Origin of the sequence: Wenzhouxiangella indolica, assembly GCF_042310355.1 — a bacterium.
Taxonomy (GTDB): Bacteria; Pseudomonadota; Gammaproteobacteria; order Xanthomonadales; family Wenzhouxiangellaceae; genus Wenzhouxiangella.
On sequence record NZ_JBHJMR010000001.1, the window covers coordinates 519,303 to 546,025 of the forward strand.

A 26,723-nucleotide genomic window follows, 5' to 3' on the forward strand; every position below is an offset into this window, starting at 1 on the left:
ATGATCCAGTTGCGTAATTTGCGGCGCCTCTCGGCGCTGACCGGGGCCCTGTTGTCCGTGCTGTTGGTAGTCGGCTGTGGCGGCGAGCCGAAGCCGGTCGATTCCCGCGTGGTCGTGCTCGGCTTCGACGGCATGGATCCGGTGCTGGCGCGCCAGTGGATGGACGAGGGCAAGCTGCCCAACTTCAGCCGCCTGGCCGAGGAGGGGCACTTCCAGGAGCTCGGAACCAGCAATCCGCCGCAGTCGCCGGTGGCCTGGTCGAGTTTCGCCACCGGCAAGGGGCCGGGCGAGCACGGGATTTTCGACTTCCTGCGCCGCAATCCCGAGACCTACACGCCCAATTTCTCGATTTCGGAGAACATCCCTCCGGAGCGCTTCATCAAGCTGTTCGGCCTGCAGGTGCCGCTGGGCAGCGGCGAGGTCCGCAATCGCCGACAGGGCGAGGCGTTCTGGGTCAAGGCCGAGCGCGACGAGGGCGCGAGAGCCTCGGTGCTGCGGATTCCCGTCACTTATCCGCCGGACGATATTCATCGCATGCTTTCGGGCATGGGGGTGCCGGATCTGCTCGGCACGCAGGGGACCTATACCTTCTACACGACCACGCGGCTGGGCGATGCCGGTTCTAGCACGCGCACCGTGCGCGTGCGTCCCGACCGCCGCGGGCGTATCGAATCGGAGTTCGAGGGGCCGCCGGATCCCTTGCTCGAGTCCGGCGAGTCGATGACGGTTCCCCTGGTGATCCGGCCGGCCGAGGCGGGTGCGGTCGTGCGCCTGGGCGACGACGAGGTCAGCCTGGAGCCGGGCGAGTGGTCTGACTGGATTCGCGTGGCCTTCGACGTGACCGGGCCCGTGAGCGTGACCGGCACGGTGCGCCTGCTGCTGGTACAGGGCTATCCGCAGCCGCGCCTGTACGTCTCGCCGATCCAGATCGACCCGGAGAACCCGGCCGTCGAGATCGCCTCGCCGTCGGGTTATGCGGCCGAACTGGTCGAGGACATCGGCCTGTTCCACACCATCGGCATGCCCGAGGAGACGTGGTCGCTCAACGAGGAACACATCTCCGACGCCGCCTGGTTGGAGATGGAAAAGACCATCCTGGCCGAGCGCGAGGCCATGTGGTACGAAACACTCGACAAGCACGACAGCGAGCTGGTCGTCGGCGCCTTCGTGCAGACCGACCGGGTCACGCATATGTTCTATCGCGGCCTGGACGAGCAGCATCCGCGCTACGAGGACACCGCGCCGGAGCATCGCGATTCGGTCGAGTGGATCTATCGCGAGGCCGACCGCATCCTGGGCGAGACCATGGACCGGCTCGGCCCCGACGACCGCCTGATCGTCATCAGCGACCACGGTTTCGCGCCGTTCCGCAAGGCGGTGCATCTCAACCGCTGGCTGGTCGACAACGGTTACCTGGTGCTCGAAGAGGGCGCGAGCGAGTCCGACGTGGTCTTTTCCAGTGTCGACTGGAGCCAGTCCCGGGCCTATGCGCTAGGCCTCAACGGCCTGTTCTTCAACCTGTCCGGCCGGGAGGGGCAGGGCATCGTCGAGTCCGACGAGGTCGAGGCCCTGCAGGCCGAGATCGCGGCCGGCCTGGAGGAATGGGCCGATCCGGAAACCGGTGAGTCGGTCGTGCGCCGCGTGTTCGACGGCGAGGAGGCCTATCGCGGCCCCGAGCGGGGTGATGCGCCGGACCTGGTGATCGGCTACGAGCGCGGCTACCGCGCCTCCTGGCAGACGACGCTGGGCGCGATCCCCAAGTCGATGATGGAGCCCAACCGCCAGAAGTGGAGCGGTGATCACTGCATCGACCCGGCACTCGTGCCTGGCGTGCTCTTTTCGAACTTCCAGCCGGAGGTCGAGATCGGTTCCATCCGCGACGTGTGGCAGCTGACCCGCCGGCAGATCCGGGAGGACGAGTCGTGAGCAATCTCGGCATTCTCGACTGGCCGGGCATCGTCTTCGGCTGGATCAACCAGGCATTGCTGCTCGTGCTGCCGCTGCCGGTAACGCTGGTGTTCTGGGCCTTCGTGTCGGGCTGGGCGACGATGTGGGTCTACCGCGCCGTGTCCAACCAGGACAAGCTGGCCACGCTCAAGCCGCAGGTCAAGGCCGTGCAGGACAAGCTCAAGCGCTACGACGGCGAGTTTTCCGGCCTGATCCCGCTGATTCGCGAGAATTTCCGGCTCTCCGGTCGCCATATCGGCCTGGCCATCGGGCCGGCCCTGGTCGCCGGTATCCCGGTGCTGTTCGTGCTGGTCTGGGGTTCGAATGAGTTTGGCCGACACTTCCCCGAGGGGGGCGAGCCGGTCAACGTGGCGGTCAGCAGCGAGTCCGTCGAGCGCGATGCCGACAACTGGCGCTGGGCCGGCACGCAAGCCAAGCACCTGCCTTCGGCGGTCGACGAGCCGCTGCGCTGGCGGCTGAGCTGGCCGGCTGAGACCGCCGCGCTCGAAACGGCGGCCGGCGAGCAGGCGGTGGCGTTGCCGCACGAGGCGCCGACGCCCATCCTGCACAAGCGTCAGTGGTGGAACCTGCTGATCGGCAATCCGGCCGGCTACCTGGCTGACGACAGTCCCGTCGAGTCGATCGATCTGGACTTGCCGGCGCACGAAATCCTGCCGCTGGGCCCGGGCTGGATGCGCGGCTGGCTGTTCACCTACTTCGTGGTGCTGATCGCCGTGTCGCTGGGTTTCAAGTTCTACTGGCGCGTCCACTAGGCCGGCTGGTCATGGCGCCGGATGCCGACATCGCCTGGATGCGCCACGCCCTCGAACTGGCCGTGCGCGCCGAGGCGATGGGCGAGGTGCCGATCGGGGCGCTGCTGATCGACGCGGAAGGACAGGTCCTGGGCGAAGGTTTCAATCGCGTGATCGCGGACGCCGATCCCACGGCGCACGCCGAAATCGTCGCCCTGCGGCAGGCCGCCCAAGCGGTGGATAACTACCGGCTGCCCGACACCACGCTCTATGTAACGCTGGAGCCGTGCAGCATGTGCGCCGGCGCCCTGGTCAACGCGCGCGTGCGGCGCGTGGTCTACGCCGCCGACGACCTGCGCGCCGGGGCGCATCACTCCGTCTTCGAAGTCCTGACGAGTCCCAAGCTCAACCACCGCTGCGAAGTCACCGGCGGTGTCCTGGCCGAGGAATCGGCCGAAATGCTGCGCCAATTCTTCCGCAGTCGGCGGTAGGCCGGGCCGCGCACAGGATCGTAGGATGCGTGAAGCGAAGCGCAACGCATCATGGCATCGGCGTTCTACTGCCCACAGACCACCGACCACAGCCAACCAGCCAACCAGCCAACCAGCCAACCCCGGCGGGCATCGCCCCGGTGATAAGTGCTACCATTTCGGATTCTGTTCAATTCAAGTACGAGGAAAATCGTGAACAAACCCCTGAATCTTTTGACGCTGGTGGTTGCCGCCAGCCTGCTGGCAGCCTGCTCGGAGCAGGCGCCGCCGCCGCCGGAGCCGCCCGAGGCGCCTGAAGCCGCCGAGGCTGAAGCCCCGGAAGCGACCGAATCCGAAGCTGCGTCCGAATCTCAGGCCGCGGAAGAGAACCCACTTCTGGCCGATAACGATCTGCCCTACGGCATGCCGCCGTTCGACCGGATCGAGTCCGAGCACTTCATGCCGGCCTTCGAGACCGCCATGGAAGAGCACATGGCCGAGATCGAGGAGATCGCCGGCAGCGAGGAGGACCCGACCTTCGAGAACACCATCCTGGCCCTGGAGCGCTCCGGCCAGACGCTGCAGTACATCGGCCGCGTGTTCTCCAATATGACCGGAACGGTCACCGACGACACCCTGCAGGAAACCCAGCGCAAGATGGCGCCGAAGTTCTCGGCCCACAGCGACGCGATCAACCTCAACGCCGATCTGTTCGCGCGCATCGAGGCCGTCTACGAGATGCGCGACGAACTGGACCTGAGCCCTGAAGGCCTGCGCCTGGTCGAGGAGTACCACAAGGACTTCGTCCGTGCCGGCGCGATGCTGAGCGACGAGGACAAGGAAACGCTCAAGGCCATGAACTCCGAGCTGTCGGAATTGACAACGCAGTTCAGCCAGAACGTGCTCAAGGAGGTCAATGCCTCGGCGGTCGTGTTCGACAGCAAAGAGCAGCTGGCCGGGCTGAGCGAGTCCCGCATCGAGGCGGCCGCCGATGAGGCCGCCGACCGCGAGCTGGAGGATGGCAAGTACGTGATCACCCTGGTGAACACCTCCATCCAGCCGCCGATAGCCAACATGGAGAACCGGGACGCTCGCGAGAAGGTCAAGAAGGCTTCGCTGGCACGCGGTTCGCGCGGCAACGAGTTCGACAACACCGGTGTGGTGGCGGACATCGTGCGCCTGCGTGCCGAGCGCGCCCGGCTGCTGGGCTACGACACGCACGCCGACTACGTGCTCGAAGACCGCACGGCCCAGACCGTGGATGCGGTCAACGGCATGCTCGGCGAGCTGGCCCCGATCGCCGTCGCCAACGCCCGCCTGGAAGGCGAGGACATCCAGGAGATGATCAACGAGACCGAGGAAGAGCCCTTCGATCTCGAGTCCTGGGACTGGTTCCACTACGCCGAGCAGGTTCGTCAGGAGCGCTACGCCTTCGACGAGGAACAGATCAAGCCTTACTTCGAGATGGAAAACGTGCTGGTCAACGGCGTGTTCTACTCCGCCGAGAAGCTGTTCGGCATCACCTTCGAAAAGCGTGAGGACCTGCCGACCCAGCACGAGGACGCCACCGCCTGGGAAGCCTTCGAGCAAGACGGCAGCTCGCTGGGCATCGTCATCATGGACTTCTACGCCCGCGGCACCAAGCGCGGCGGGGCCTGGATGAACGCCTACCGCCTCAATTCCGAGCTGCTGGGCGGACGTCCGGTCGTGGGCATGCACCTGAACGTGCCCAAGCCGCCGGAAGGCGAGCCGACCTTGCTGACCTGGGACGAGACCACGACCATGTTCCACGAGTTCGGCCACGTCGTGCACGGCCTGTTCTCCGACGTGGAGTACCCGAGCTTTGCCGGCACCAGCGTGCCGCGTGACTTCGTGGAATACCCGTCGCAGGTTTACGAAATGTGGGCGTCCTGGCCGGAAGTGCTGGCCAACTACGCCCAGCATCATGAAACCGGCGAGCAGATCCCGCAGGAGCTGCTGGACAAGGTGATCGAGGCCGAGACCTTCAACGAAGGCTTCCGCACCACCGAATACCTGGGCGCGGCCATCATCGACCAGGCCCTCCACCAGCTGGCACCGGAAGACACGCCGGCCGCCGACGAGGTCATGGACTTCGAGGCGACGGTCCTGGCCGATCACGGCCTGGACTACGAGCCGGTGCCGCCGCGCTACCGCACGCCGTATTTCTCGCACTCGATGGGCGGCTACGACGCCGGCTACTACTCCTACATCTGGAGCGAGGTGCTCGATGCCGACAGCGTGCTGTGGATCAAGGAAAACGGCGGGCTCGACCGCGAGACCGGCCAGCACTACCGCGACACGATCCTGTCGAAGGGCGGCAGCAAGGAAGCCATGCAGCTCTACATGGATTTCGCCGGTCGAGAACCCTCGATCGAGCCGCTGCTCGAACGCCGCGGGCTGATCATCGACGGCGAAGGGTAACTGCCGCGCGATCTGACGCGACAGACCCGAAAGACCCCGGCCACCGAGCCGGGGTTTTTCGTTCCGGTGGGTCCAAATCGGCGGGGCGACCCGCTACAATGCCCGCTCGTGCCGAGGTGGCGGAATTGGTAGACGCGCCTGGTTTAGGTCCAGGTGGGGCGACCCGTGGAGGTTCGAGTCCTCTCCTCGGCACCAGCCTTTCCGGTGGCGGTCCTGAGCGGGACCGTGGGGGATTCTGCGGGCCGGGCGTACGTCCGGTCGGCCCAACAACAAGCGGTTCATCATGTTCAAGGTATGCATTTTCGGTACGGGGTACGTCGGGCTGGTGACGGGCACTTGCCTGGCCGAAGTCGGTCACCACGTCACCTGCGTCGATATCGACAGCGACAAGATTGCCGGCCTCAACGAGGGCCACATTCCAATTTATGAACCCGGCCTCGAGCCGATGGTGCGCGACAACGTCCGCGGCGGCCGCCTGCACTTCACCACCGATGCGCCGGAGGCGCTGAGCGATGCAGAGATCGTGTTCATCGCCGTCGGTACGCCGCCCGACGAGGACGGCAGCGCGGACCTGCAGTACGTGCTGAAGGTGGCCGAGACGGTCGGCGACCACGCGACCGGGCCGCTGATCGTGGCCAACAAGTCCACGGTGCCGGTCGGTACGGCGGAAAAGGTCGATGCGGTCATCCGTGACCGCCTGGCTGCGCGCGGCGCGTCGTTCGACCTGGAGGTCGTATCCAACCCGGAGTTCCTCAAGGAAGGGGCCGCGGTGGAAGACTGCATGCGCCCCGACCGGATCATCGTCGGCACGCAATCCCGCGAGGTCGCCGATCGGCTCAGGCAGCTCTACGCCCCGTTCAATCGCAACCGCGACCGCGTCATTGTCATGGACGTGCGCTCGGCAGAGCTGACCAAGTATGCGGCCAACGCCATGCTCGCGACCAAGATCAGCTTCATGAACGAAATGGCCAACCTGGCCGAACGCGTCGGTGCCGACATCGAGATGATCCGCAAGGGGATCGGCTCGGATCCGCGCATCGGCTGGCACTTCATCTACCCCGGCGCCGGTTACGGGGGCTCGTGCTTTCCCAAGGATGTGCGCGCCCTGGCCAGCACCGCCCGCGAGCACGATCTGCAGCCGGAGTTGATTGCCGCCGTGGAGTCGGTGAACGACCGGCAGAAGCGTCACCTGTTCGAGCTGCTACTCAGGCACTACGGCAGTACGGCGGCCCTGCGGGGGAAAACCTTCGCGCTGTGGGGCCTGTCGTTCAAGCCGGATACCGACGATATGCGCGAGGCCTCGAGCCGCACCCTGATCGCCCAGTTGCACGAGGCCGGCGCGGTCGTTCGCGCCTACGATCCCGAAGCGATGGAGGAGGCCCGGCGCGTCTTCGGCCAGCGCGACGACCTGGTCTTCTGCGACAGCGCCGAGGCGGCTGCCAGCGAGGCCGATGCCCTGGTTGTCCTGACCGAGTGGAAGCAGTTCCGTAGCCCCGATTTCCGCCTGCTCGAGCGTTCGCTGTCGGATGGCGTGCTGTTCGACGGGCGCAACCTCTTCGAGCCCGCGGATGTCGAGGCGCGCGGACTGGCCTATTACGCGATCGGCCGCGGTCGATCCTGCTCGCGGACATGATCCGCGTCATGGCAACACCTGTGTGCATCACGAATCGGAAATTCGACTCATGAGCGAAAAACTCAGCGACCACCTGCGCCGCCTCGAGGCCGAATCCATCCACATCATCCGAGAGGTGGCGGCGGAGTTTTCCAACCCGGTGATGCTGTATTCCATCGGCAAGGATTCCGGTGTGATGCTGCACCTGGCGCGCAAGGCCTTTTACCCCTCGCCGCCGCCGTTCCCCTTGCTGCATGTCGACACCACCTGGAAGTTCCGGGAGATGTACGAATTCCGCGACCGGATCGCGAAGGAAGTCGGGATGGAGCTGATCGTGCACACCAACGAGGAGGGCGTTGCGCAGGGGATCGGCCCGTTCACGCACGGCTCGAAGGTGCATACCGACATCATGAAAACCCAGGCGCTCAAGCAGGCGCTGGACCAGTACGGGTTCGACGCCGCTTTCGGCGGCGCCAGGCGCGACGAGGAGCGCTCGCGCGCCAAAGAGCGCGTGTTTTCCTTCCGCGACCGCAATCATCGCTGGGATCCGAAGAACCAGCGTCCCGAGCTGTGGAACATGTACAACGGGCGCGTGCATAAGGGTGAGTCGATCCGCGTCTTTCCGCTGTCGAACTGGACCGAGCTCGATATCTGGCAGTACATCCACGCCGAGGACATTCCGATGGTGCCGCTGTACTTCGCGGCCGAACGGCCGGTGGTCGAGCGCGACGGGATGCTGATCATGGTCGACGACGATCGCATTCCGCTCGAGCCCGGGGAGACGCCCGAGATGCGGAAGGTGCGTTTCCGCACGCTCGGTTGCTACCCCCTGACCGGAGCGGTCGAGTCGAACGCGACGACCCTGCTCGAGGTCATCGAGGAAACCATCTCGGTGCGCCACTCCGAGCGCCAGGGGCGCGCCATCGACAAGGATTCGGGCGCGAGCATGGAAGAGAAGAAGATCCAGGGCTACTTCTGAACGGGCGGTTTCGCGCGCCGCAAGACGAGCTTCGAACGGGACATTCATGGCTGAACTCGAAATCGAAAAGGTACTGGCAGCGGATTCACGCAAGGATCTGCTTCGATTCATCACCTGCGGATCGGTCGACGACGGCAAGTCGACGCTGATCGGCCGCTTGCTGTTCGACTCCAAGCAGGTGTACGAAGATCAGCTGTCGGCGGTCACCCGTGACTCGCGCAAGTGGGGGACGACGGGTGAGGAAGCCGACCTGGCGCTACTCGTCGACGGCCTGCAGTCCGAGCGCGAGCAGGGCATCACCATCGACGTGGCCTACCGCTACTTCGCCACCGCCCGGCGAAAGTTCATCATTGCCGACACGCCGGGCCACGAACAATACACGCGCAATATGGCCACCGGCGCGTCGACGGCCGATGCGGCGGTGATTCTGGTCGACGCGCGCAAGGGCATCCAGACGCAAACGCGGCGCCATTCCTACATCGTGTCGCTGCTGGGCATCGACAAGGTCATCCTGGCGGTCAACAAGATGGACCTGGTCGATTATGACCAGCAGCGCTTCGAGGCCATCTGCGAGGACTACCGGGCCTTTGCCAACAAGCTCGAGTTCGGCGACGTGCAGTTCCTGCCGGTCGCGGCGCTGGGCGGCGACAACGTCACGCTCAAAGGCGACAACCTCGCCTGGTTCGACGGGCCGACCCTGATCGAGCTGCTCGAGACCCTGCCGGTCGGCGAGATGCTTCCCGAGGGCGATTTCCGCCTGCCGGTGCAGTACGTCAATCGTCTCAGCTCCGATTTCCGGGGTTTTTCCGGCACGGTTTCGCGCGGGCGCATCGCGCCCGGAGCGCCGGTGATGGTCATGCCGTCCGGGCGTCAGAGCCAGGTCGAACGGATCGTGACCTTCGACGGCGACCTGGATTCGGCCAGTGCCGGGCAGGCGGTTACCCTGACCCTGGCCGACGAAATCGACATCAGCCGCGGCGACCTGCTGGTTGCCCCGCAGGCTCGTCCGCGCGTGGCCGAGGCGCTGGATGCGCGGATCGTGTGGATGGCGGATTCACCCCTGCTGCCGGGGCGGCAGTACGACATCAAGATGGGGCCGAAGTCGCTCAGCGCCATTCCCGAGCTGGTGCACCACCGCATCGACGTCAACAGCCTCGAGCACCAGCATGTCGAGCAGCTCGGGCTCAACGAGATCGGGCTGGTTCGCTGGCGCCTGGGCGGGCCGGCGGCGTTCGACACCTACCAGGAAGATCACCAGACCGGCGCATTCATCGTCATCGACCGCATCAGCAACCTGACGGTCGGCGCGGGCATGATCGTGCGGCCGGTCACCGACACCCTGGCCGACAAGTCGCGCGACGTGGTCTGGCACGAGCACAAGATCAACAAGACCCAGCGTGCCGGCCAGAAGGCCCAGCGCCCGGCCGTGCTGTGGTTTACCGGCCTGTCCGGCGCCGGCAAGTCCTCGGTGGCCAACGCGCTCGAGCAGGCCTTGTTCCAGCGCGGCCATCACAGCTACCTGCTCGACGGCGACAACGTGCGCCACGGGCTCAACCGGGACCTGGGCTTTACCGACGAGGACCGAGTGGAGAACATCCGCCGGATCGGCGAGGTGGCCCGCCTGATGGCCGATGCCGGCCTGGTCGTGTTGACGGCGTTCATTTCGCCGTTTCGTTCCGACCGCGCCATGGTTCGGGAACTGATGGAGCCGGGCGAGTTCGTCGAGATTCACGTCAAGGCCAGCCTCGAAGTGTGCGAGCAGCGCGACCCCAAGGGCCTGTACGCCAAGGCCAGGGCGGGGGCCATTCGGCACTTCACGGGCATCGATTCGCCCTACGAGCCGCCCGAGCACGCCGAGATCGTCGTCGATACCGAGAAGCTTTCCGTCGAGGAGGGGGTCGATGTGGTGCTCGATTTCCTCAAGGGGCGCGGGATTTTGCATTGAGCTCCGCGCGCGCTTCTTTGCGCTGCGCGCAAAACCGCACGCGCTCCGCGATTGGTTTCGAGTCGCTTCAGGTGCACGAGGCTGCTGAAAGTGGGGGTGTTAATGGTGCCCAGGGGGAGACTCGAACTCCCACATCCTTTCGGATACTAGCGGTTGCGGTGCTCCGCGCGCGCTTCTTTGCGCTGCGCGCAAAACCGCACGCGCTCCGCGATTTGTTCATGCAGCTTCAGGTGCACGAGGCGGCGGGTCTTGGGGAAATAAGATGGTGCCCAGGGGGAGACTCGAACTCCCACATCCTTTCGGATACTAGCACCTGAAGCTAGCGCGTCTACCAATTCCGCCACCTGGGCCGGTGGAAGCGCGGCATTATAGTTCAAGCTGCGCTGTTTTCCAAACTGTTTTCGTCTTTTCCCCGCCTAAAAGAAGGCGGCCGGAGTGTGTGCACTCCGGCCGCCGGATTAGGTGTGGCCCAGGCAAGGGGGGAACCTGGGCCACGATCCGGATGGGGAAGGGGGGAACCCCGGTCCGGAGATTCCGATTGTACGGGGGCGCCGCGCGGTGTCAAGCACGAGTTTTCCGGAACGTGAACCAGTTCTCATTCCCATGCGCCTCGCGGCGAGGAAATCGCCCGAATCGCTGCGCCCGGAGCGGTGGAATCGGCGTCCGTGGGGCAGGTCTCGACCTGTTGAAGGCGGGCTTCGGGGTATAATCCCGGGCCTGTTTTCACAAGCCGGGAAAGCGATTCCAATGGACTTTCAACTGACCGATGAACAGCAGATGATCCAGGCTGCTGCACGCGATTTCGCCCGTGACGAGATTGCTCCGATTGCGCATGAATTCGATGCATCGGGCGAGTTCCCGCTCGCCACGATCCAGCGCATGGGTGAGCTTGGCCTGATGGGTATCGAGGTGCCCGAGGAATACGGCGGGGCCGGCCTGGACACCATCGGGTATGCCCTGGCGATGATGGAGGTATCGGCGGCCGATGCGGCGCATGGCACGATCATGTCGGTCAACAATTCCCTGTTCTGCAACGGCATCCTCAAGCACGGCACGGAAGAGCAGAAGCAGCGCTACGTGCGGGCCGTGGCCGCCGGCGAGGAGATTGGCGCCTATGCCCTGACCGAGCCGGCCTCGGGGTCGGACGCGGCCAACATGAAGTCGCGCGCGGTGCTCAGCGACGACGGCAGCCATTACGTGATCAATGCGCGCAAGTCCTGGATCACCTCCGGGCCGGTGGCGCGCTACCTGGTCCTGTTCGCCATGACCGATCCGGATGCGGGTGCGCGTGGTGTGAGCGCCTTCATCATCGATGCAGAGCAGGAAGGGTTCCACCGCGGCAAGCTCGAGCCCAAGCTGGGCATCCGTGCCTCCGCCACCTGCGAGATCGAACTGACTGACTACAAGTGCCCGGTCGAGAACCGCCTGGGCGATGAGGGCCAGGGCTTCAAGATCGCCATGGGTGTGCTCGACGCCGGGCGCATCGGCATCGCCGCCCAGGCCGTCGGCATCGCGCAGGCCGCCTACGATGCGAGTCTCGACTATGCCCGCGAGCGCAAGGCTTTCGGCCAGGAGATCGGCACCTTCCAGATGATCCAGTCGAAGCTGGCCGACATGAAGACGCGGCTGGAAGCGGCCCGCTTGCTCACACTTAAAGCGGCCTGGGCCAAGATGAAGGCGACCGAAACCGGTTCGCGCTTCACCCTTGACGGATCCATGGCCAAGCTGTTTGCATCCGAAGCGGCAATGTGGATTGCCCACCAGGCGGTCCAGATCCACGGCGGCATGGGCTACAGCAAGGAGATGCCCGTGGAACGTTATTTCCGCGATGCCAAGATCACCGAGATCTACGAGGGCACCAGCGAAATCCAGCGCATGGTGATCGCGCGTACCGAAAGCGGCTTGCGCTGAATCGCTTTTCAGTGCGGGGGTGTGGATAGCATCAGGAATTGATCGGATGAGTCACAGTCACGAAAAGAAGGAACAGATCCTCGAGCAGGTCAGCGCCATCGTGGCGCGCGCGGAGGGGCGAGAGCTTGGCTCGGGCTTCGTCCGGCGCCTTTTCCGGCGCATGCCCATTTCGGAAGTGTCGGACATGTCGGTCGAGGATCTGGCCGCGCTGGCGACCGGGTTCCTTGAACTCGCCCGCCAGCGGGTGGGCAACGAGATTCGCTTTCGCGTCTACAACCCGCACGCCGACCGCCATGGCTGGGAGTCGAGCCATACGATCATCGAGATCGTCAATGACGACATGCCTTTCCTGGTCGACTCGGTGGTTCTGGCCCTGTCCGAACTCGGTATTTCGGCGCACCTGATCATTCACCCGGTCATGCGGGTCGTGCGCGATCAGGGCGGGCACCTGATGCAGCTTTCCGAAGACGGCGAGAGCGGTGCCGAATCCGGCCGCCCGGAGTCGATGATGCATCTCCAGGTCGACCGCCAGAACTATCCCGAGATGCTGGCGAAGATCGAGAAGCGGATCCTTGCCGCGCTGGCCGATGTGCAGCGAGCGGTTGCAGACTGGAAAGCAATGCTTGCACGGTCGCACGAGATCGCCAGCGAACTGCCCAGAACGCACGCCGCGCTTTCCGAAGAGGCGCGCCGCGAAGCGCAGGACTTCTTCGAATGGCTGGCCAACGATCATTTCACCTTTCTCGGCTACCGCGAATACGTCATCGAGGACGGCGACGACGGCCGGGTGCTGAGCGCGGTCCCCGACAGCGGGCTGGGCATCATGCACCCCGAACACCGGGAGGCGCCGGTTCGTGCGCTCGCCGATCTGGGGCACGGCAGCAACAGGCCTTCGCCCGACGACCCGATCATCATCACCAAGACCAACGCCACGTCCAGCGTCCACCGCGGTGGCTACATGGACTACATCTCGGTGCTGTATTTCGACGATGACGGCAACGTCACCGGCGAGAAGCGCCTGATCGGGCTGTTTACATCGGGCGCCTACATCCGGCGCTGCCAGGACACGCCGCTGGTGCGGCGCAAGGTCCAGGACGTGGTCGAGATGTCGGGCTTGCAGGCGGGTAGCCATGCCGGCAAGGCGCTCATGCACATTCTCGAGACCCTGCCGCGCGACGAGTTGTTCCAGGCCTCCAGCGAAGACCTGCTGGAAATGGCGATGGGAATTCTCGACCTGCAGGAACGAAGCCAGACGCGTCTGTTCGTTCGGCGCGAGCGCTTCGGCCGATTCTTCTCCTGCCTGGTGTTCATTCCGCGCGACCGATTCAATACCGAGAACCGCGAGAAGATTCAGAACATCATCAAGCGCTCGCTCAAGGGCGAGCGCCTGGATTTCGCGGTGCAGGTGGGCGAGTCGAAACTCGCGCGAGTCCACCTCGTGGTCCGTCCCAAGGGAGAGGCCACGGTCGATTTCGACATCGAGTCGATCGAAGAGAAGATCAAGCAGGCCATCCGCTCCTGGGACGACGAGCTCAGGGAGATCCTGGTGCGCGAACATGGCGAGGAACACGGCCTGGAGCTGTCGCGGCGCTTTGGTCGCGCCTTTCCGGTGTCCTATGCCGACGACGTTTCGCCCAACGTTGCCAGCTACGACGTCGTCAACGTTTCGAAGCTGCGCGATCTCGACGATCTGCGCTTGAGCTTGTACAAGCCGCGGCGCCGCGGCTCGGGCCTGCTGCGCTTCAAGATTTTCAAGCACAGCTCGCCGCTGCCGCTTTCGGACGTGCTGCCGATGCTCGAGAACCTGGGCATGCGGATCGTGTCGGAACGCCCCTACGAGCTGACCGTTTCCGACGGCCACCGCGTGTGGATCCAGGACTTCGACATGCGTCCGCCCAACGACGGCGAGGTCAATCTCGACCGCGTCCGGGACAAGTTTCAGCAGGCCTTCGAGCAGATCTGGCGCGGGCGCTGCGAGAACGACGGTTTCAACCGCCTGGTGATGCTGGCCGGCCTGGACTGGCGCCAGGCCAACCTGCTGCGCGCCTGCTGCAAGTACCTGCTCCAGACCGGCATGCCGTTCTCGCAGACCTACATGGAGCAGACCCTGGCCGCCTGGCCCCTGGTCGCCCGCTTGCTGGTCGAATATTTCGAAATGCGCTTCGATCCGGCGCGGCGTGACGAGCGGCGGCAGCACAGGAGCAGCGCGAGAAAGCAACTCGAATCCCAGTGTCGGGAGCTGCGCGAAACCTTCAATGACGATGTGCTCTGCGAGTACCTGGACGAGGTCTGCCAGGCGCGCGAGTCCGATCCCTCGGCAGAGACGGAACTGGTCATGCGCAAGACCATCCTGCGCGCGCTCGATTCGGTCAGCTCCGCCGACCAGGATCGCATCCTGCGCGGGTTCTGCGACCTGATCCGCGCGGCGCTGCGCAGCAACGCCTACCAGCGCGATCCGCGCGGCGAGTATCACGACTATCTCAGCATCAAGCTCGACTCGTCGCGGGTGCCGGATCTTCCCCAGCCGCGGCCCTACCGGGAAATCTGGGTCTATTCGCCGCGCGTCGAGGGTGTTCACCTGCGCGGCGGCCCGGTCGCTCGCGGCGGCTTGCGCTGGTCGGATCGCCGCGAGGACTTCCGTACCGAGGTGCTGGGACTGATGCGCGCGCAGAACGTCAAGAACACCATGATCGTTCCGGTCGGCGCCAAAGGCGGTTTCGTGGCCAAGCAACTGCCCGAAGGGGGCGACCGCGAGGCGATGATGGCCGAAGTGGTCTACTGCTATCGCAGCTTCATCAACGGCCTGCTCGATATCACCGACAATCTCGAAGGCGACGACCTGGTGCCGCCGCGCGACGTGGTGCGCCACGACGATGACGACCCCTACCTGGTGGTCGCCGCGGACAAGGGAACGGCAACCTTTTCCGACATCGCCAACGCCATATCCGCCGATCACGGCTTCTGGCTCGGCGATGCCTTCGCCTCCGGCGGCTCCAACGGCTACGACCACAAGAAGATGGGCATCACCGCCAAGGGTGCCTGGGAGTCGGTCAAGCGGCACTTTCGCGAACTCGGGCTCGATACGCAGCGTGAGGATTTCACCTGCGTCGGCATCGGCGACATGGGCGGCGACGTCTTCGGCAACGGCATGTTGCTGTCGAAGCATATACGCCTCCGGGGCGCCTTCAACCACATGCATATCTTCCTCGACCCCGATCCGGACGCGGCGGCCAGCTACGAGGAACGCAAGCGCTTGTTCGAAACGCCGGGAACGACCTGGGCCGACTACGACGCGAAGCTGATCTCCAGCGGCGGCGGCGTGTTCTCGCGCCAGGCCAAGTCGATCGAGATTTCCGACGAAGTGCGCGAGTGGCTGGGCGTGGACGCCAAGGCCCTGGCGCCGCACGAGTTGATCCGGGCCCTGCTCAAGGCGCCGGCCGATCTCCTCTGGAACGGCGGCATCGGCACCTACGTCAAGGGCGAGGCCGAGGCTCATTCCGACGTCGGCGACCTGGCCAACAACCTGGTGCGGATCAACGGCAGCGAGATCGGTGCCCGTGTGGTGGGCGAGGGCGGCAACCTGGGTCTGACTCAGCGCGGGCGCATCGAATTCGCGCGGCGCGGCGGACGGATCAATACCGACTTCATCGACAATTCCGCCGGCGTGGACTGCTCGGACCACGAGGTCAACATCAAGATCCTGCTCAACGAGGCAGTCGAGCGCGAGATGATCAGCCTCGAGCAACGTAACGCGCTGCTGGCGGAAATGACCGACGAAGTCAGCGACCTGGTGCTGCGTTCGAACTACCTGCAGAACCAGGCGCTGAGCATGATGGAGTCGATCACCAGCGATCGGCTCGGCGCGGAGGCTCACTTCATTGCCGTTCTGGAACACCAGGGCGTGATCGACCGGGACCTGGAGCAGCTGCCCGACGACGAGGAACTGCGCGAGCGCGTGGCCCGCGGCCAGGGCCTGACGCGTCCGGAGCTGTCGCTGCTGCTTTCCTACAGCAAGATCACGCTCTACCAGGATCTGCTCGACTCGGACGTACCCGAGGATCCCTACCTTTCCGCCGAGCTGAAGGACTACTTCCCAACGCCGCTTGGCGAGCGCTTTAGCGACCTGATGCCGGAGCATCGTCTGTGGCGAGAAATCATTGCGACCCGGGTGACCAACAGCATCGTCAACCGCATGGGCGCGCCGTTCGTGATGCGTATCCGCGAGGATACCGGCGCGAGCTCCGCCATGGCGGCCAAGGCCTACACCGTCGCTCGCGAGATCTTCGCCGCACGCGATTTCTGGCAGAAGATTGAATCGCTGGACAACAAGGTGCCCGCGCGCATCCAGCTCGATGCCCAGCTGGAGATGTGGAACCTGCTGCGGCAGGTCACCCGCAGGGTCATCACGCTGCCCGGCGGGTACTCGATCGATATCTCGAGCAAGGTCGACCGCTTCGCGCCCGGCATAGCCCGCTACCGCAAGGCCCTGCCCGAGATGCTCCAGGGCGATCTGCGCCAGGCGCTGGAGTCGCGACGCGATGAACTCGTCGCGGCCGGCTTCACCGAGGACATTGCCGCGGAGGTCGCCGGCCTGCGCTTTGCCTTCTCGGCCCTGGATATCGTCGACGAGGCGCGTATGCAGAACCTGGAAGTCGAGGACGTGGCGCGCATCTACTTCCGCCTGTTCGATCACCTGTGCCTGAAGTGGCTGCGTATGCAGGTCGAGGAGCTGCCGGTCGAGCGCCAGTGGCATGCGCACGCGCGCGGTCACCTGCGCGACGACCTCTATCGCCACCACCGTGAACTCACGCGTCGTATCCTGAGCGAGGCCGGGGACGAGCCCGAACCGGTCAGGGCCTGGATGCGCCGCCACGCCGAGGCCGTCGATCGCATCAGCCTGATGCTCGAGGAGATGCGCAACACGGCCACGCGTGACTACGCCGTGCTCCAGGTTGCCGTCAACGGCCTGGGCCAGTTGCTGCACGCAACCGATGGGTAGCGGCCAATGAAAATGGCCGTGCTCGCCAGCGCCCATCCCGGTTCCCAGGAGGCGGCCCGGGCGCTGCGCGAGCGTTATGGCGACGTGGCGCTCGACGACGCCGAGGTGCTGGTTGTCCTCGGCGGCGACGGTTTCATGCTGCATACCCTTCACGAGCACGTCGACCGCAACCTGCCGGTGTTCGGGATGCGACTGGGCGAGGTCGGCTTCCTGATGAACCGCTTCGCCGAGGACGAGTTGCCCGAGCGAATCGCCGCCGCGCGCGAGGTGGTTCTCAACCCGCTACAGATGCTGACCACCGACCAGGAAGGCGCGACCCATCGCGCCGTGGCCATCAACGAGGTTGCGCTGCTTCGCCAGACCAACCAGGCGGCCCATATCCGCATCCTGGTCAACGGTCGAGAGCGGGTCGAGCGCCTGGTCGCCGACGGCGTGCTGCTGGCCACGGCGGCCGGATCGACCGCCTACAATCTTTCCGCGCACGGCCCCATCCTGCCGCTGGGAACCGAAGCGGTCGTGCTCACGCCGATCAGCCCCTTCCGCCCGCGCCGCTGGCAGGGCGCCATCCTGCCGGCCTCCGCGGAAGTGCGGTTCGAAGTGATCCAGCCCGAGCGACGTCCGGTGAGCGCCACGGCGGACTACGATGAAGTGCGCAACGTCGCCCGGGTCGACGTCCGCCAGCAGCGCGACATCACGCATCGGTTGCTGTTCGATCCCGAGCATTCGCTGGAAGAGCGGATTCTTTCCGAGCAGTTTTTTCAGTGAAGAAGGTTTCAGGGTTCAGGGTTCAGGTTTCAGGCGGCAATCGGGATCATTGCGGGGCGGCTTCGCCGCGAAACGCCCCTGCCGGATCTGAGGGATGCCCCTTCCACGTGGCACAGAAACATCGCGGCAAGGCCGCCCACCAACCCGCAGCGGCTGCCGACCTGAAACCTGAAACCTGAAACCTGAAACCTTTTCCCCGCCCGTTATAATCCCTCCATGTCCGCCAAACCGGCCAACTCCAGCGAAGCCGAACCGGGTCCCTTGATCGTGGGGATTTCCTCGCGGGCGTTGTTCGACCTCGACGAGTCGCATCGGGTCTTCGAGGAGCAGGGCCTGGAGCGCTACATGCAGTACCAGCGCCAGCGTGAGGACGAGATTCTCGGCAAGGGCGTGGCCTTCCACCTGGCCGAGAAGCTGCTTCGCCTCAACCACGACGGCATGAATCATCCGGGCGTGGAAGTCGTCCTGATGTCGCGCAACAGCGCCGACACGGGGCTTCGGATCTTCAATTCGATCGAACACTACGGCCTGGACATCCAGCGCGCGGTGTTCACCAACGGTGCCAGCCCAGCGGACTACATCGAGCCTTCCGGCGCGCAGCTGTTTCTGTCGGCCAACGAGGACGATGTCCGGCGTGTGCTGATCGCCGGTTATGCGGCGGCGACGATCCTGCCCACGGCCATTCGCGAGAACCGGTCCGAGCAGCTCAAGCTGGCCTTCGACGGCGACGCGGTGATTTTCTCCGACGAGGCCGAGCGCATCTACAAGGAACAGGGGCTGGAAGCCTTTTCCACCAGCGAGCGCGCGCAGGCGGCCAGCCCGCTGGCGGCCGGTCCCTTCAAGGGCGTGCTCGAGGGTATCCAGCGCATCCAGTCGGCCTATCCGCTCGAAGACAACCCGATCCGCACGGCGCTGATCACCGCGCGCTCGGCGCCCGCGCACAAGCGTGTCATCCTGACGCTGCGCGCCTGGGGCATCCGCATCGACGAGGCGATGTTCCTCGGCGGGCGCGAGAAGACGCCCTACCTGCGCTCCTTCGGCGCCGACATCTTCTTCGACGACCAGACCCTGCACACCGGCCCGGCCAGCCGCGAGATCGCCACCGGCCACGTGCCGCACGGCGTCGCCAACGAGAAAAAAACCTGAAAATCTTGAAACGCAAAGACGCGAAGACGCAAAGAATTCCAAAAAGCTCTTTATCCACTTTGCGTCTTGGCGTCTTTGCGTTTAGAAAGGTTTTGATTCAACACATCTACTGCCTGAGAGAGTAATAATGTTGCATAGATTGCTACTGACGCTGTTCCTGCTCGTTCTGACCATGCCTGTACTAGCTCAGGAGAACGGGGAGGGTGATGACGCCGAGAAAGACCCTTATGCCGACTGGTCGGTGACCGAACCGCCGGGGGACTGGGAGACGATCACGATCGATACCGACGAGGTGACCTGGTCGGATGTCGACGTCCATCCCGACGGCGAGACGCTCGTTTTCCACATGCTCGGCGACATCTACACCGTCGCCATCGACGGTGGCGAGGCGAGCGCGCTGACCAGCGACCTGGCCTGGAATTTCCAGCCCCGCTACAGCCCCGACGGCGAGAAGATCGCCTTCGTGTCGGATCGCGACGGCGCCGAGAATATCTGGATCATGGACGCCGACGGTTCCAACCTGCAGCAGGTCAGCGATGAAAGCGACCACCTGCTGCACAACCCGGCCTGGTCCCCCGACGGGGACTACATCGCCGCGCGCAAGGGTTACGTCTCGCAGCGCTCCATTCCGGCCGGCTCGATCTGGCTCTACCACCGCGGTGGCGGCAAGGGCGTGAGCCTGGTCGATCGCCTGCACGGCGAGCAATCGCAGAAGAACATCGCCGAGCCCCGCTTCTCCCCCGACGGACGCTACGTCTACTACAGCCAGGACGTGACCTCCGGCTCGGTCTGGGAATACAACAAGGATGCCAACAAGGGCATCTTCGCCATTCGCCGTCTCAACCGCGAAACCGGCGAGACCGAGACCGTGGTTTCCGGCCCCGGCGGCGCGGTTCGACCGGTACTCTCGCCCGATGGCAGCCAGCTGGCCTTCGTGCGGCGCAATGCGACCGAGTTGACTTCGCGGCTGATGGTCAAGGATCTCGAGTCGGGCATCGAACGCACGCTGTTGGAGCGTATCGAGCGCGACAAGCAGGAGACCTCCGGCGACATGGGCAACTTCCCCGGTTTCTCCTGGATGCCCGACGGTGAATCAATCGTGATCTGGAGCGGCGGCAAGTTCCACCGCGTCGGTACCGACGGCTCGCGCCAGGCGATCGAGGTGCGTGTCGTGGCCGAAAAGAAGATCCATCCGGCGCTCAAGCGATCGGTCGAGGTCTCGCCGGAGACCTTTCCCGTGCGCATGGCGCGCTGGACGCAGCGCAGCCCGGACGGGCGTTACGCGGTCTCCCAGGCCATGGGCTATCTGTGGCTGCACGACCTCGAACGCGATACCCGGCGTCGCTTGACCGACCAGAACGAGCACTGGGAATTCTATCCGCGCTTCTCGCCCGACGGCCGGTCGGTGGTCTATACCACCTGGCATGACGAGAAGCTGGGCTCGGTGCGCGTGACGCCGGTGGGGCGCGGTCGCACCAGAACGATCAGCGATGAGCCGGGTCACTACATCGAGCCGTCGTTTTCTCGCGACGGCGAGCGCGTCGTCTTCGTTCGCGTCTCCGGCGGCTACCTCACGTCCCCGGCCTGGTCCGAGCGAACCGGACTTTACCTGGCCGAGGCCGATGGCGAGGGCATGCGGCGCCTGCACGACTCCGGCAGCAATCCGCAGTTTTCCGCCGACGGCGAGCGCGTCCTGTTTTCGCAGGGCTCCGGCGACGGCCTGGCCCTGCATAGCGTCAACCTGCGCGGCGATGACGAGCGCGAGCACCTGCAGGGTGAGTGGGTCACCGAGTATCGCGTCTCTCCCGACGGCCGCTGGGTTGCGTTCACGGAGCACTACAACGCCTACGTGGCGCCCTTCTTCCCGGCCGGTGGCAAGGTTGCCGTCGGCGGAAGTGCCGCGGCCTTCCCGGTGCGGCAGGTGTCCGCGCGCGCCGGTGATCATCTGCACTTCAGTGCCGACAGCTCGGCCGTCGGCTGGTCGCACGGCGCCACACTCTACCGGCGCGAGCTGACCGACGCCTTCGCCTTTCTCGAGGGCGCACCGGAGGAATTGCCGGAACCGGAGACCGAGGGCATCGAGCTGGGCTTCGAGCTCGAGTCCGATCGCCACGACGGGCGCATTGCCCTGGTCGGTGGGCGTGTGGTGACCATGCGCGATGCGCAGGAACGGAAGGAGATTATCGAGGACGGCGTGGTGCTGATCGAGGGCCATCGCATCCGTGCGGTGGGCGAGCGGGGCGCCGTCGAGATTCCCCCGGAATTCGAGACGGTGGACGTCTCCGGCAAGACCATCGTGCCCGGCCTTTTCGACGCACACGCCCACGGCCCGATGAGCAGCCGCCAGATCACGCCGCAGCAGAACTGGACCCAGGTGGCCAACCTGGCCTTCGGCGTGACCAGTATTCACGACCCGTCCAACGACAATGCCGCCATCTTCTCGATGGCCGAGCTGCAGCGCGCCGGCAAGGTGCTGGCGCCGCGCATCTGGTCGACCGGTCGGATTCTCTACGGCGCCCTTGCGCCGGGTGCCACCGCCAAGGTTGAATCCTACGAGGACGCGGAATTCCACGTCCGGCGTCAGAAGGAGCTGGGTGCGATCTCGGTCAAGAGCTACAACTATCTCGGGCGTGACCAGCGCCAGCAGGTACTCGAAGCCGGCCGCAACCTGGACGTGATGGTGGTGCCCGAAGGGGGCATGCGACTGGAGCAGAACCTCAACCAGATCGTCGACGGGCATACGGGCATCGAGCACAGCCTGTCGGTCAAGACCGCCTACGACGACATCCGCCAGCTCTGGAGCCAGACCGGGGTGGTGTACTCACCCACTTTCGCGGTGGCCTACGGCGGCTTGATGGGCGAGGAGTACTTCTACGACCGCTACGAGGTCTGGAAGAACGAGCGTCTGCTGAACTTCGTCCCCGAGTTCATCGTTCTGCCGCGCTCGATCCGCCGACCGACGGCGCCGGATGAGCACTACAACCATGTCTTTGTCGCCGAGCAGGCCAGGGCGCTCAACGAGCTGGGTGTTCCTGTCGTCATCGGCGCCCACGGGCAGCTCGCGGGCCTGGCCGCGCACTGGGAGATGTGGGCCATGGTTCAGGGCGGGTTCTCGCCCTGGGAAGCGCTGCGCGGTGCGACGATCGACGGGGCCGAGTACTTCGGCATGGGGGAGGATATCGGCTCGATCGAGGCGGGCAAGCTGGCCGACCTGATCGTGATCGAAGGCGATGTGCTGGGCGATATCGAGCAGAGCCAGAACGTGGTCTACACGATGCTCAATGGCCGTCTATACGAGGCCTCGACGATGAACCAGCTGTTGCCCGAGTCGGTCGAACGCGAGCCGTTCTTCTTCGAGCGAGCCGGCGGTGACGCCTGGATGTCCGAAACGATGGACTACATCGAGGGTCTTGGCCGGCAGCATGGCTGGCATCACCATTGATTGCTGCTTGAATGCGCGACCCCGCCGGAATGGCCGGCGGGGTCGCGTGACTGCCGGTTTCGAAGTCGCTTAGCGGCTTCGGCGCTTTTCGCGCATCTCTTTGGCTCGTTCGATGATTTCCTCGGCGGTCATGCCGTCGAGGGTCTTGTAGAGATTGGGCAGGCCCGACCACGCCGCCGTATCGTAGGTGCCGAGGAAGCGCAAGGCGGCGTCCAGCTCCTGGTACTGTTCCCTGGACGTATCCATGGCGATCAGTTCGAGGCTTTCCTGGAAGGCTTCGGGACTGGAGCCGTCGACCACCATGGTCAGGCCGTAACCCTCTTCATTCGCTTCACCCTCGATGCGGGGAATCCGCTTTTCGGGGTCGTCGCGATCGCGCCGCGGCAGCGGCTTGGTTTCTTCCGTGGCTTCGTTTCTTCTAACGACCTCGCGGGATTCCTGTGCGGGCTGTTCCTGGGCAGGCTGGCTGGCCTCCTCGGCCGGCGCCGGTTCGTCGGAGCCGCAGCCGACGGCCAGAAAGGCAACACTCAGAATGCAAATGGTTTTTTTCACGCTAGTCTCCATGGAGTTGATCGTTCTTTGGGGATTGGCCGAAAGATTAGATGTTCATCGACCGGCTCAGTTCCTGCTCGTCGACGGCTTCAGCGTGCAGGTCGTATTCGTCGGCCCGGATGATGCGCGCCATCAGCGCATCGCCGACCCGGGGTGAACCTGCTCCCGAGACGACGACCTGGCCGTCGATTTCCGGCGCGTCGCCGTAGCTTCGGGCGATAGCGATGTCACCTTCGACCGAGTCGACAAGCACCGGTTCGATGCCGCCGACCCGGCGCTGCAGTCGGCCGGCGCTGATGGCGGCCTGGTGCTGCATGAACCGGTGCCAGCGCGACTCCGCCACTTCTTCCGACACCGCGCCGGGCAATTCGTTGGCGGCGGCGCCCTCGACCGGCGAGTACTTGAAGCAGCCCACGCGGTCGAGCTGGGCTTCGTCGAGCCAGTCCAGCAGCTGCTGGAAGTCGGCTTCGGTCTCGCCGGGAAAGCCGACGATGAAGGTCGAACGGATCACCAGGTCGGGGCACTGCTCACGCCACGCCCGAATGCGCTCGAGGGTGTTCTCGGCTGCTGCGGGCCGGCGCATGGCCTTGAGCACCGAGCGGCTGGCGTGCTGGAAGGGAATATCGAGATAGGGCAGGATGCGGCCGTCATTCATCAGCCCGATAATGCGATCGACGTGGGGGTAGGGATAGACGTAGTGGAGTCTGACCCAGATGCCCAGTTCGCCGAGGGCGTCGCACAGGTCGTAGAGCCGCGTCTGGTATTCGCGACCCTGCCAGTAGTCGGTCTGGTACTTCAGGTCGACGCCGTAGGCGCTGGTGTCCTGGCTGATGACCAGCAGTTCCTGTACGCCGCGCTCGGCCAGTTGCTCGGCCTCGCGCATGACCATGCCGAGCGGACGGCTGGCCAGTCGGCCGCGCATCGAGGGGATGATGCAGAAGCTGCACTTGTGGTTGCAACCCTCTGAAATCTTGAGATAAGCGTAGTGCTGCGGTGTGAGCTTGAGGCCGCCCGGCGGCACCAGGTCGAAGCGCGGGTCATGCGGTCTGGGCAGGTGCCGGTTCACGGACTTGACGACGGCTTCGGCCTGGTGCGGGCCGGTCACGTCGAGCACCTTGGGATGGATCCGGGTGATGTCGCCGGGTTTAGCACCCATGCAGCCGGTGACCAGCACCTTGCCGTTGGTCGACAGGGCCTCGCCGATGCTTTCCAGCGATTCGGCCTTGGCCGAGTCGATGAAGCCGCAGGTGTTGACCACCACCAGGTCGGCGTCTTCGTAGGAAGGCACGATGTCGTAGCCCTCCGAGCGCAGGCGCGTGACGATGTCCTCGGAGTCGACCAGGGCCTTGGGGCAGCCGAGGGAGACCAGGCCCACGGATGGCCGCTTGTCGGTGTCGGGCTGAGTCATGGGGGCGTATTCTACTCTGAAGTGTTAAGTGGTTACGGTTTACGGGTTACGGGGAGTCGCCGGAACCCAAATCTTTGGACGTTAGATGCCTAACTTTCACACTTCTCAACGATCTCTCGAAGCTTCTCGATTCCGTCGAGCAGGCGCGGGCCCGGGCGTCCCAGCCAGGCCTCGCTGATCGGAAAGATGCGGTCGTTGGCGATGGCCGGAACGCTTTCCCAGCCCTCGCGCCGGCGCACGACGTGGGGGCGGTACTTGGCTTCGTCGACGCCGCACCAGCTCATGACGATGGCTGCCGGGGCGGCCTGCCGGGCCATTTCAGCGTCGACTTCCAGGCTTTCCGCCGGTCGGTCGGCCCAGGGATTGCGCGCGCCCGCCAGGGCGAGCATCTCGTTGACCCAGGAATCGCGTCCCGGCACGATCACCGGCTTGGGCCACCATTCGACCAGGATCGGAACTTGCTCGTGTGCCGGCGCCTCCGTTGCCAGGGCGGATTCGAATCGTCCCGCGAGCGCCTCGGCGACGTCGTCGGCGTCGATGGCATCTCCGATACGGCGGATATCAGCCGCCACGTCGGCAAGCGTGTGGGGGCGTGTGACCAGAAGCGGCAGTCCGGCCTGCTGGAGTCTTTCCAGGCATCGCTCGTGGCCCGGAACGGTCAGCGAGGTGATCACCAGGTCCGGTTCGAGCGAGAGAATCTTTTCGACGTCGACGTCCAGGTCGGGGCCGATACGCGGAAGGCTTTCGACGACTTCGGGCGGATAGTCGGAATGATCGTCGACGCCCACCAGCCAGTCCGACCGGCCCAGGGCGCAGACGATTTCGGTGTTCGAGCACGTGTGGCTGACGATTCGCATCATGCCCGTATCGTGACATGAAAAACCATGGAACCACCGAAAACACCGAATGCACCGAAACTTGCAGACACCAAATTTTCGGTGATTTCGGTGTATTCGGTGGTTCCGGTTTTCTTGTCAGCGGTTTTGCTCTGCATGCCTATTTTGCTTCACGCCAACTATCGGCTGCGCGGTGGCCGCGGGATTCGTTGATGGGCCAGGCGCAAACGATGGCGGCGGTGAACAGGAGCAGGCAGAAGACGATGGCGGTGGCCAGGCCGAGCCAGGCCTGGAGGAGACCGAGCCCGAGGATGCCGAAGATGGCCGCCAGCTTGCCCGCCGTGCCCCAGAAGCCGAAGAACTCGGCGGCCTTGCCGCGCGGGGTGAGCTGGCCGACCAGGGCGCGGCCGGCCGACTGCGAGGAGCCGAGACTCAATCCGGCCAGCAGCCCGGCGAGCAGGAAGACGTGCTGCGCTTCCCAGTTCACGTTCAGCCATTGACGCGCCAGCTCGGCGACCGCGGGGGTCTGCCAGATGGCGGCGATGGCGGTCAGCCACAAGAAGAGCGTCATCAGGTAGGTCTTTCGGGCACCCAGCCGTTGCTGCAGGATGCCGAAGCTGATCGCGCCGAGGGCGGCGGTGACCTGCACGGTCACGAACATGGCGATGCGGATGGATTCGTCCCAGCCGATGACCTGGGCGCCGTAGATGAAGGCAAAGCTGATGACGATGTAGATGCCGGCCATCTTGAAAAAGATCGAGGCCAGCAGCCAGCGCAGGTCGGGAAAATGCCGGACGTGTTCGAAGGTCCGGCGCAGGCGCCGGAAGCCGACGCTCACCGGGCTGTCGCCGGGCGCGAGCGCGCGGCGGGCGCCGCGCTCTTTCATCCAGATGAAGGTGGGCAGGGCGGTAACGAGGAAGAACGCGGCGGCGAACGGACCGACCCAGCGCACGCTGTCGTAGTTGGCCAGGCTGACTTCGCCGAGAAAGAGCAGGGCGAAGGCGGTCGAAACCAGGCCGCCGATGTAGCCCAGCGACCAGCCCAGGCCGGAGATCCAGCCGAGATCCCTGCGTGGCCCGAGGCCGGGAAGAAAGCTGGCGATGAAGCCCTCGCCGATGGCGTAGGCGAAATTGGACACGATCACCAGGATCATCGCCGTCGTGATCCAGCCCGGCTCGACGAACCACAGCAGCGCCGTGGCGATGACGGTGAGCACGTAGCTGGCGAACAGGAAGGCCTTGCGTCGGCGGCGGTGATCCATGATGGCCCCACAGATCGGGTTGGCCACCACGACCAGCGCGTAGGAGCTCGCAAGCGCGACGCTCCACAGCAGGTTGCCCAGGCGGTAGTCGGGCGCGTCGCCGACGATCACGCGCGTGAACAGGTCGCCGAAGACCACCGTGATGATCAGCAGCGTGTAGGCCTGGTTGGCGAAGTCGAACATCGCCCAGCCGAAGATCTCCTTCGCCGGCGCGCGTTTGCGGCTGACCACTTGGTCGTGCTCCTTGCGGGCTCGA

17 protein-coding genes and 3 tRNA genes are annotated in these 26,723 nt (G+C 65.0%); 13 read left to right on the forward strand and 7 right to left on the reverse strand.

The window, feature by feature from the left end; translation table 11 throughout:
• From ACDC67_RS02520 to cysN, 8 genes are all read left to right on the forward strand, one after another.
• Entirely contained in the window at nucleotides 1–1,926 is a 1,926-nt protein-coding gene (locus ACDC67_RS02520) for an alkaline phosphatase family protein (protein WP_376690309.1), read from the forward strand.
• Nucleotides 1,923–2,720 (forward strand): hypothetical protein, encoded by a 798-nt coding sequence (locus tag ACDC67_RS02525; RefSeq protein ID WP_376690310.1) that lies wholly within the window; start codon nucleotides 1,923–1,925, stop codon nucleotides 2,718–2,720. The genes ACDC67_RS02520 and ACDC67_RS02525 overlap by 4 nt, the downstream gene beginning before the upstream one ends.
• 11 nt (nucleotides 2,721–2,731) lie before the next feature.
• Nucleotides 2,732–3,190 (forward strand): tRNA adenosine(34) deaminase TadA, encoded by a 459-nt coding sequence (gene tadA, locus ACDC67_RS02530; protein ID WP_376690312.1) that lies wholly within the window; start codon nucleotides 2,732–2,734, stop codon nucleotides 3,188–3,190.
• Between the two features lie 192 nt (nucleotides 3,191–3,382).
• The gene (locus tag ACDC67_RS02535) at nucleotides 3,383–5,611 is read left to right on the forward strand and encodes a M3 family metallopeptidase (protein WP_376690313.1); all 2,229 of its coding nucleotides are present in this window, start codon (nucleotides 3,383–3,385) and stop codon (nucleotides 5,609–5,611) included.
• A 110-nt stretch (nucleotides 5,612–5,721) separates the two neighbouring features.
• A tRNA-Leu gene (locus ACDC67_RS02540) sits at nucleotides 5,722–5,806 on the forward strand.
• An 88-nt stretch (nucleotides 5,807–5,894) separates the two neighbouring features.
• Nucleotides 5,895–7,244 (forward strand): UDP-glucose dehydrogenase family protein, encoded by a 1,350-nt coding sequence (locus ACDC67_RS02545; protein WP_376690315.1) that lies wholly within the window; start codon nucleotides 5,895–5,897, stop codon nucleotides 7,242–7,244.
• A 49-nt stretch (nucleotides 7,245–7,293) separates the two neighbouring features.
• Nucleotides 7,294–8,202, forward strand: coding sequence for a sulfate adenylyltransferase subunit CysD (gene cysD, locus ACDC67_RS02550; protein WP_376690317.1), 909 nt, complete (start codon nucleotides 7,294–7,296; stop codon nucleotides 8,200–8,202).
• A 46-nt stretch (nucleotides 8,203–8,248) separates the two neighbouring features.
• Nucleotides 8,249–10,147, forward strand: a complete 1,899-nt coding sequence (gene cysN / locus ACDC67_RS02555; protein ID WP_376690319.1) for a sulfate adenylyltransferase subunit CysN — start codon at nucleotides 8,249–8,251, stop codon at nucleotides 10,145–10,147.
• Nucleotides 10,148–10,250: 103 nt separating this feature from the next.
• Here cysN and ACDC67_RS02560 read toward each other — a convergent pair.
• Together ACDC67_RS02560 and ACDC67_RS02565 are read right to left on the reverse strand one after the other, a co-directional pair.
• A tRNA-Cys gene (locus ACDC67_RS02560) sits at nucleotides 10,251–10,331 on the reverse strand.
• 79 nt (nucleotides 10,332–10,410) lie between these two features.
• Nucleotides 10,411–10,497 (reverse strand) — tRNA-Leu (locus ACDC67_RS02565).
• A 397-nt stretch (nucleotides 10,498–10,894) separates the two neighbouring features.
• On the opposite strand from ACDC67_RS02565, the gene ACDC67_RS02570 reads away from it, so the two are divergent.
• From ACDC67_RS02570 to ACDC67_RS02590, 5 genes are all read left to right on the forward strand, one after another.
• A complete protein-coding gene (locus tag ACDC67_RS02570) occupies nucleotides 10,895–12,058 on the forward strand; it encodes an acyl-CoA dehydrogenase family protein (protein WP_376690320.1) in 1,164 nt (387 codons plus the stop codon).
• 46 nt (nucleotides 12,059–12,104) lie between these two features.
• Nucleotides 12,105–17,057 (forward strand): NAD-glutamate dehydrogenase, encoded by a 4,953-nt coding sequence (locus ACDC67_RS02575; RefSeq protein ID WP_376690322.1) that lies wholly within the window; start codon nucleotides 12,105–12,107, stop codon nucleotides 17,055–17,057.
• A 6-nt stretch (nucleotides 17,058–17,063) separates the two neighbouring features.
• The gene (locus ACDC67_RS02580; RefSeq protein ID WP_376690323.1) at nucleotides 17,064–17,822 is read left to right on the forward strand and encodes an NAD kinase; all 759 of its coding nucleotides are present in this window, start codon (nucleotides 17,064–17,066) and stop codon (nucleotides 17,820–17,822) included.
• Nucleotides 17,823–18,038: 216 nt separating this feature from the next.
• On the forward strand, nucleotides 18,039–18,968 hold the full coding sequence (locus ACDC67_RS02585; protein ID WP_376690325.1) for a 5'-nucleotidase: 930 nt from the start codon (nucleotides 18,039–18,041) through the stop codon (nucleotides 18,966–18,968).
• A gap of 127 nt (nucleotides 18,969–19,095) precedes the next feature.
• Nucleotides 19,096–22,410: an amidohydrolase family protein gene (locus tag ACDC67_RS02590; protein WP_376690327.1), complete on the forward strand. Its 3,315-nt coding sequence runs from the start codon at nucleotides 19,096–19,098 to the stop codon at nucleotides 22,408–22,410.
• A 69-nt stretch (nucleotides 22,411–22,479) separates the two neighbouring features.
• Here the strand turns inward: ACDC67_RS02590 and ACDC67_RS02595 are convergent, their stop codons facing one another.
• From ACDC67_RS02595 to ACDC67_RS02615, 5 genes are all read right to left on the reverse strand, one after another.
• Nucleotides 22,480–22,962: a hypothetical protein gene (locus tag ACDC67_RS02595; RefSeq protein ID WP_376690328.1), complete on the reverse strand. Its 483-nt coding sequence runs from the start codon at nucleotides 22,960–22,962 to the stop codon at nucleotides 22,480–22,482.
• A gap of 46 nt (nucleotides 22,963–23,008) precedes the next feature.
• Nucleotides 23,009–24,370 carry a 30S ribosomal protein S12 methylthiotransferase RimO gene (rimO, locus tag ACDC67_RS02600; RefSeq protein ID WP_376690330.1) on the reverse strand — a complete coding sequence of 454 codons (1,362 nt, stop codon included), beginning with the start codon at nucleotides 24,368–24,370 and terminating at the stop codon, nucleotides 23,009–23,011.
• Between the two features lie 89 nt (nucleotides 24,371–24,459).
• Entirely contained in the window at nucleotides 24,460–25,230 is a 771-nt protein-coding gene (locus ACDC67_RS02605; protein WP_376690332.1) for a cobalamin-binding protein, read from the reverse strand.
• Nucleotides 25,227–25,364, reverse strand: a complete 138-nt coding sequence (locus tag ACDC67_RS02610; RefSeq protein ID WP_376690334.1) for a hypothetical protein — start codon at nucleotides 25,362–25,364, stop codon at nucleotides 25,227–25,229. Before ACDC67_RS02610 ends, ACDC67_RS02605 begins: the two co-directional genes overlap by 4 nt.
• 2 nt (nucleotides 25,365–25,366) lie before the next feature.
• Entirely contained in the window at nucleotides 25,367–26,650 is a 1,284-nt protein-coding gene (locus ACDC67_RS02615; protein ID WP_376690573.1) for an MFS transporter, read from the reverse strand.
• Nucleotides 26,651–26,723 lie beyond the last annotated feature (73 nt).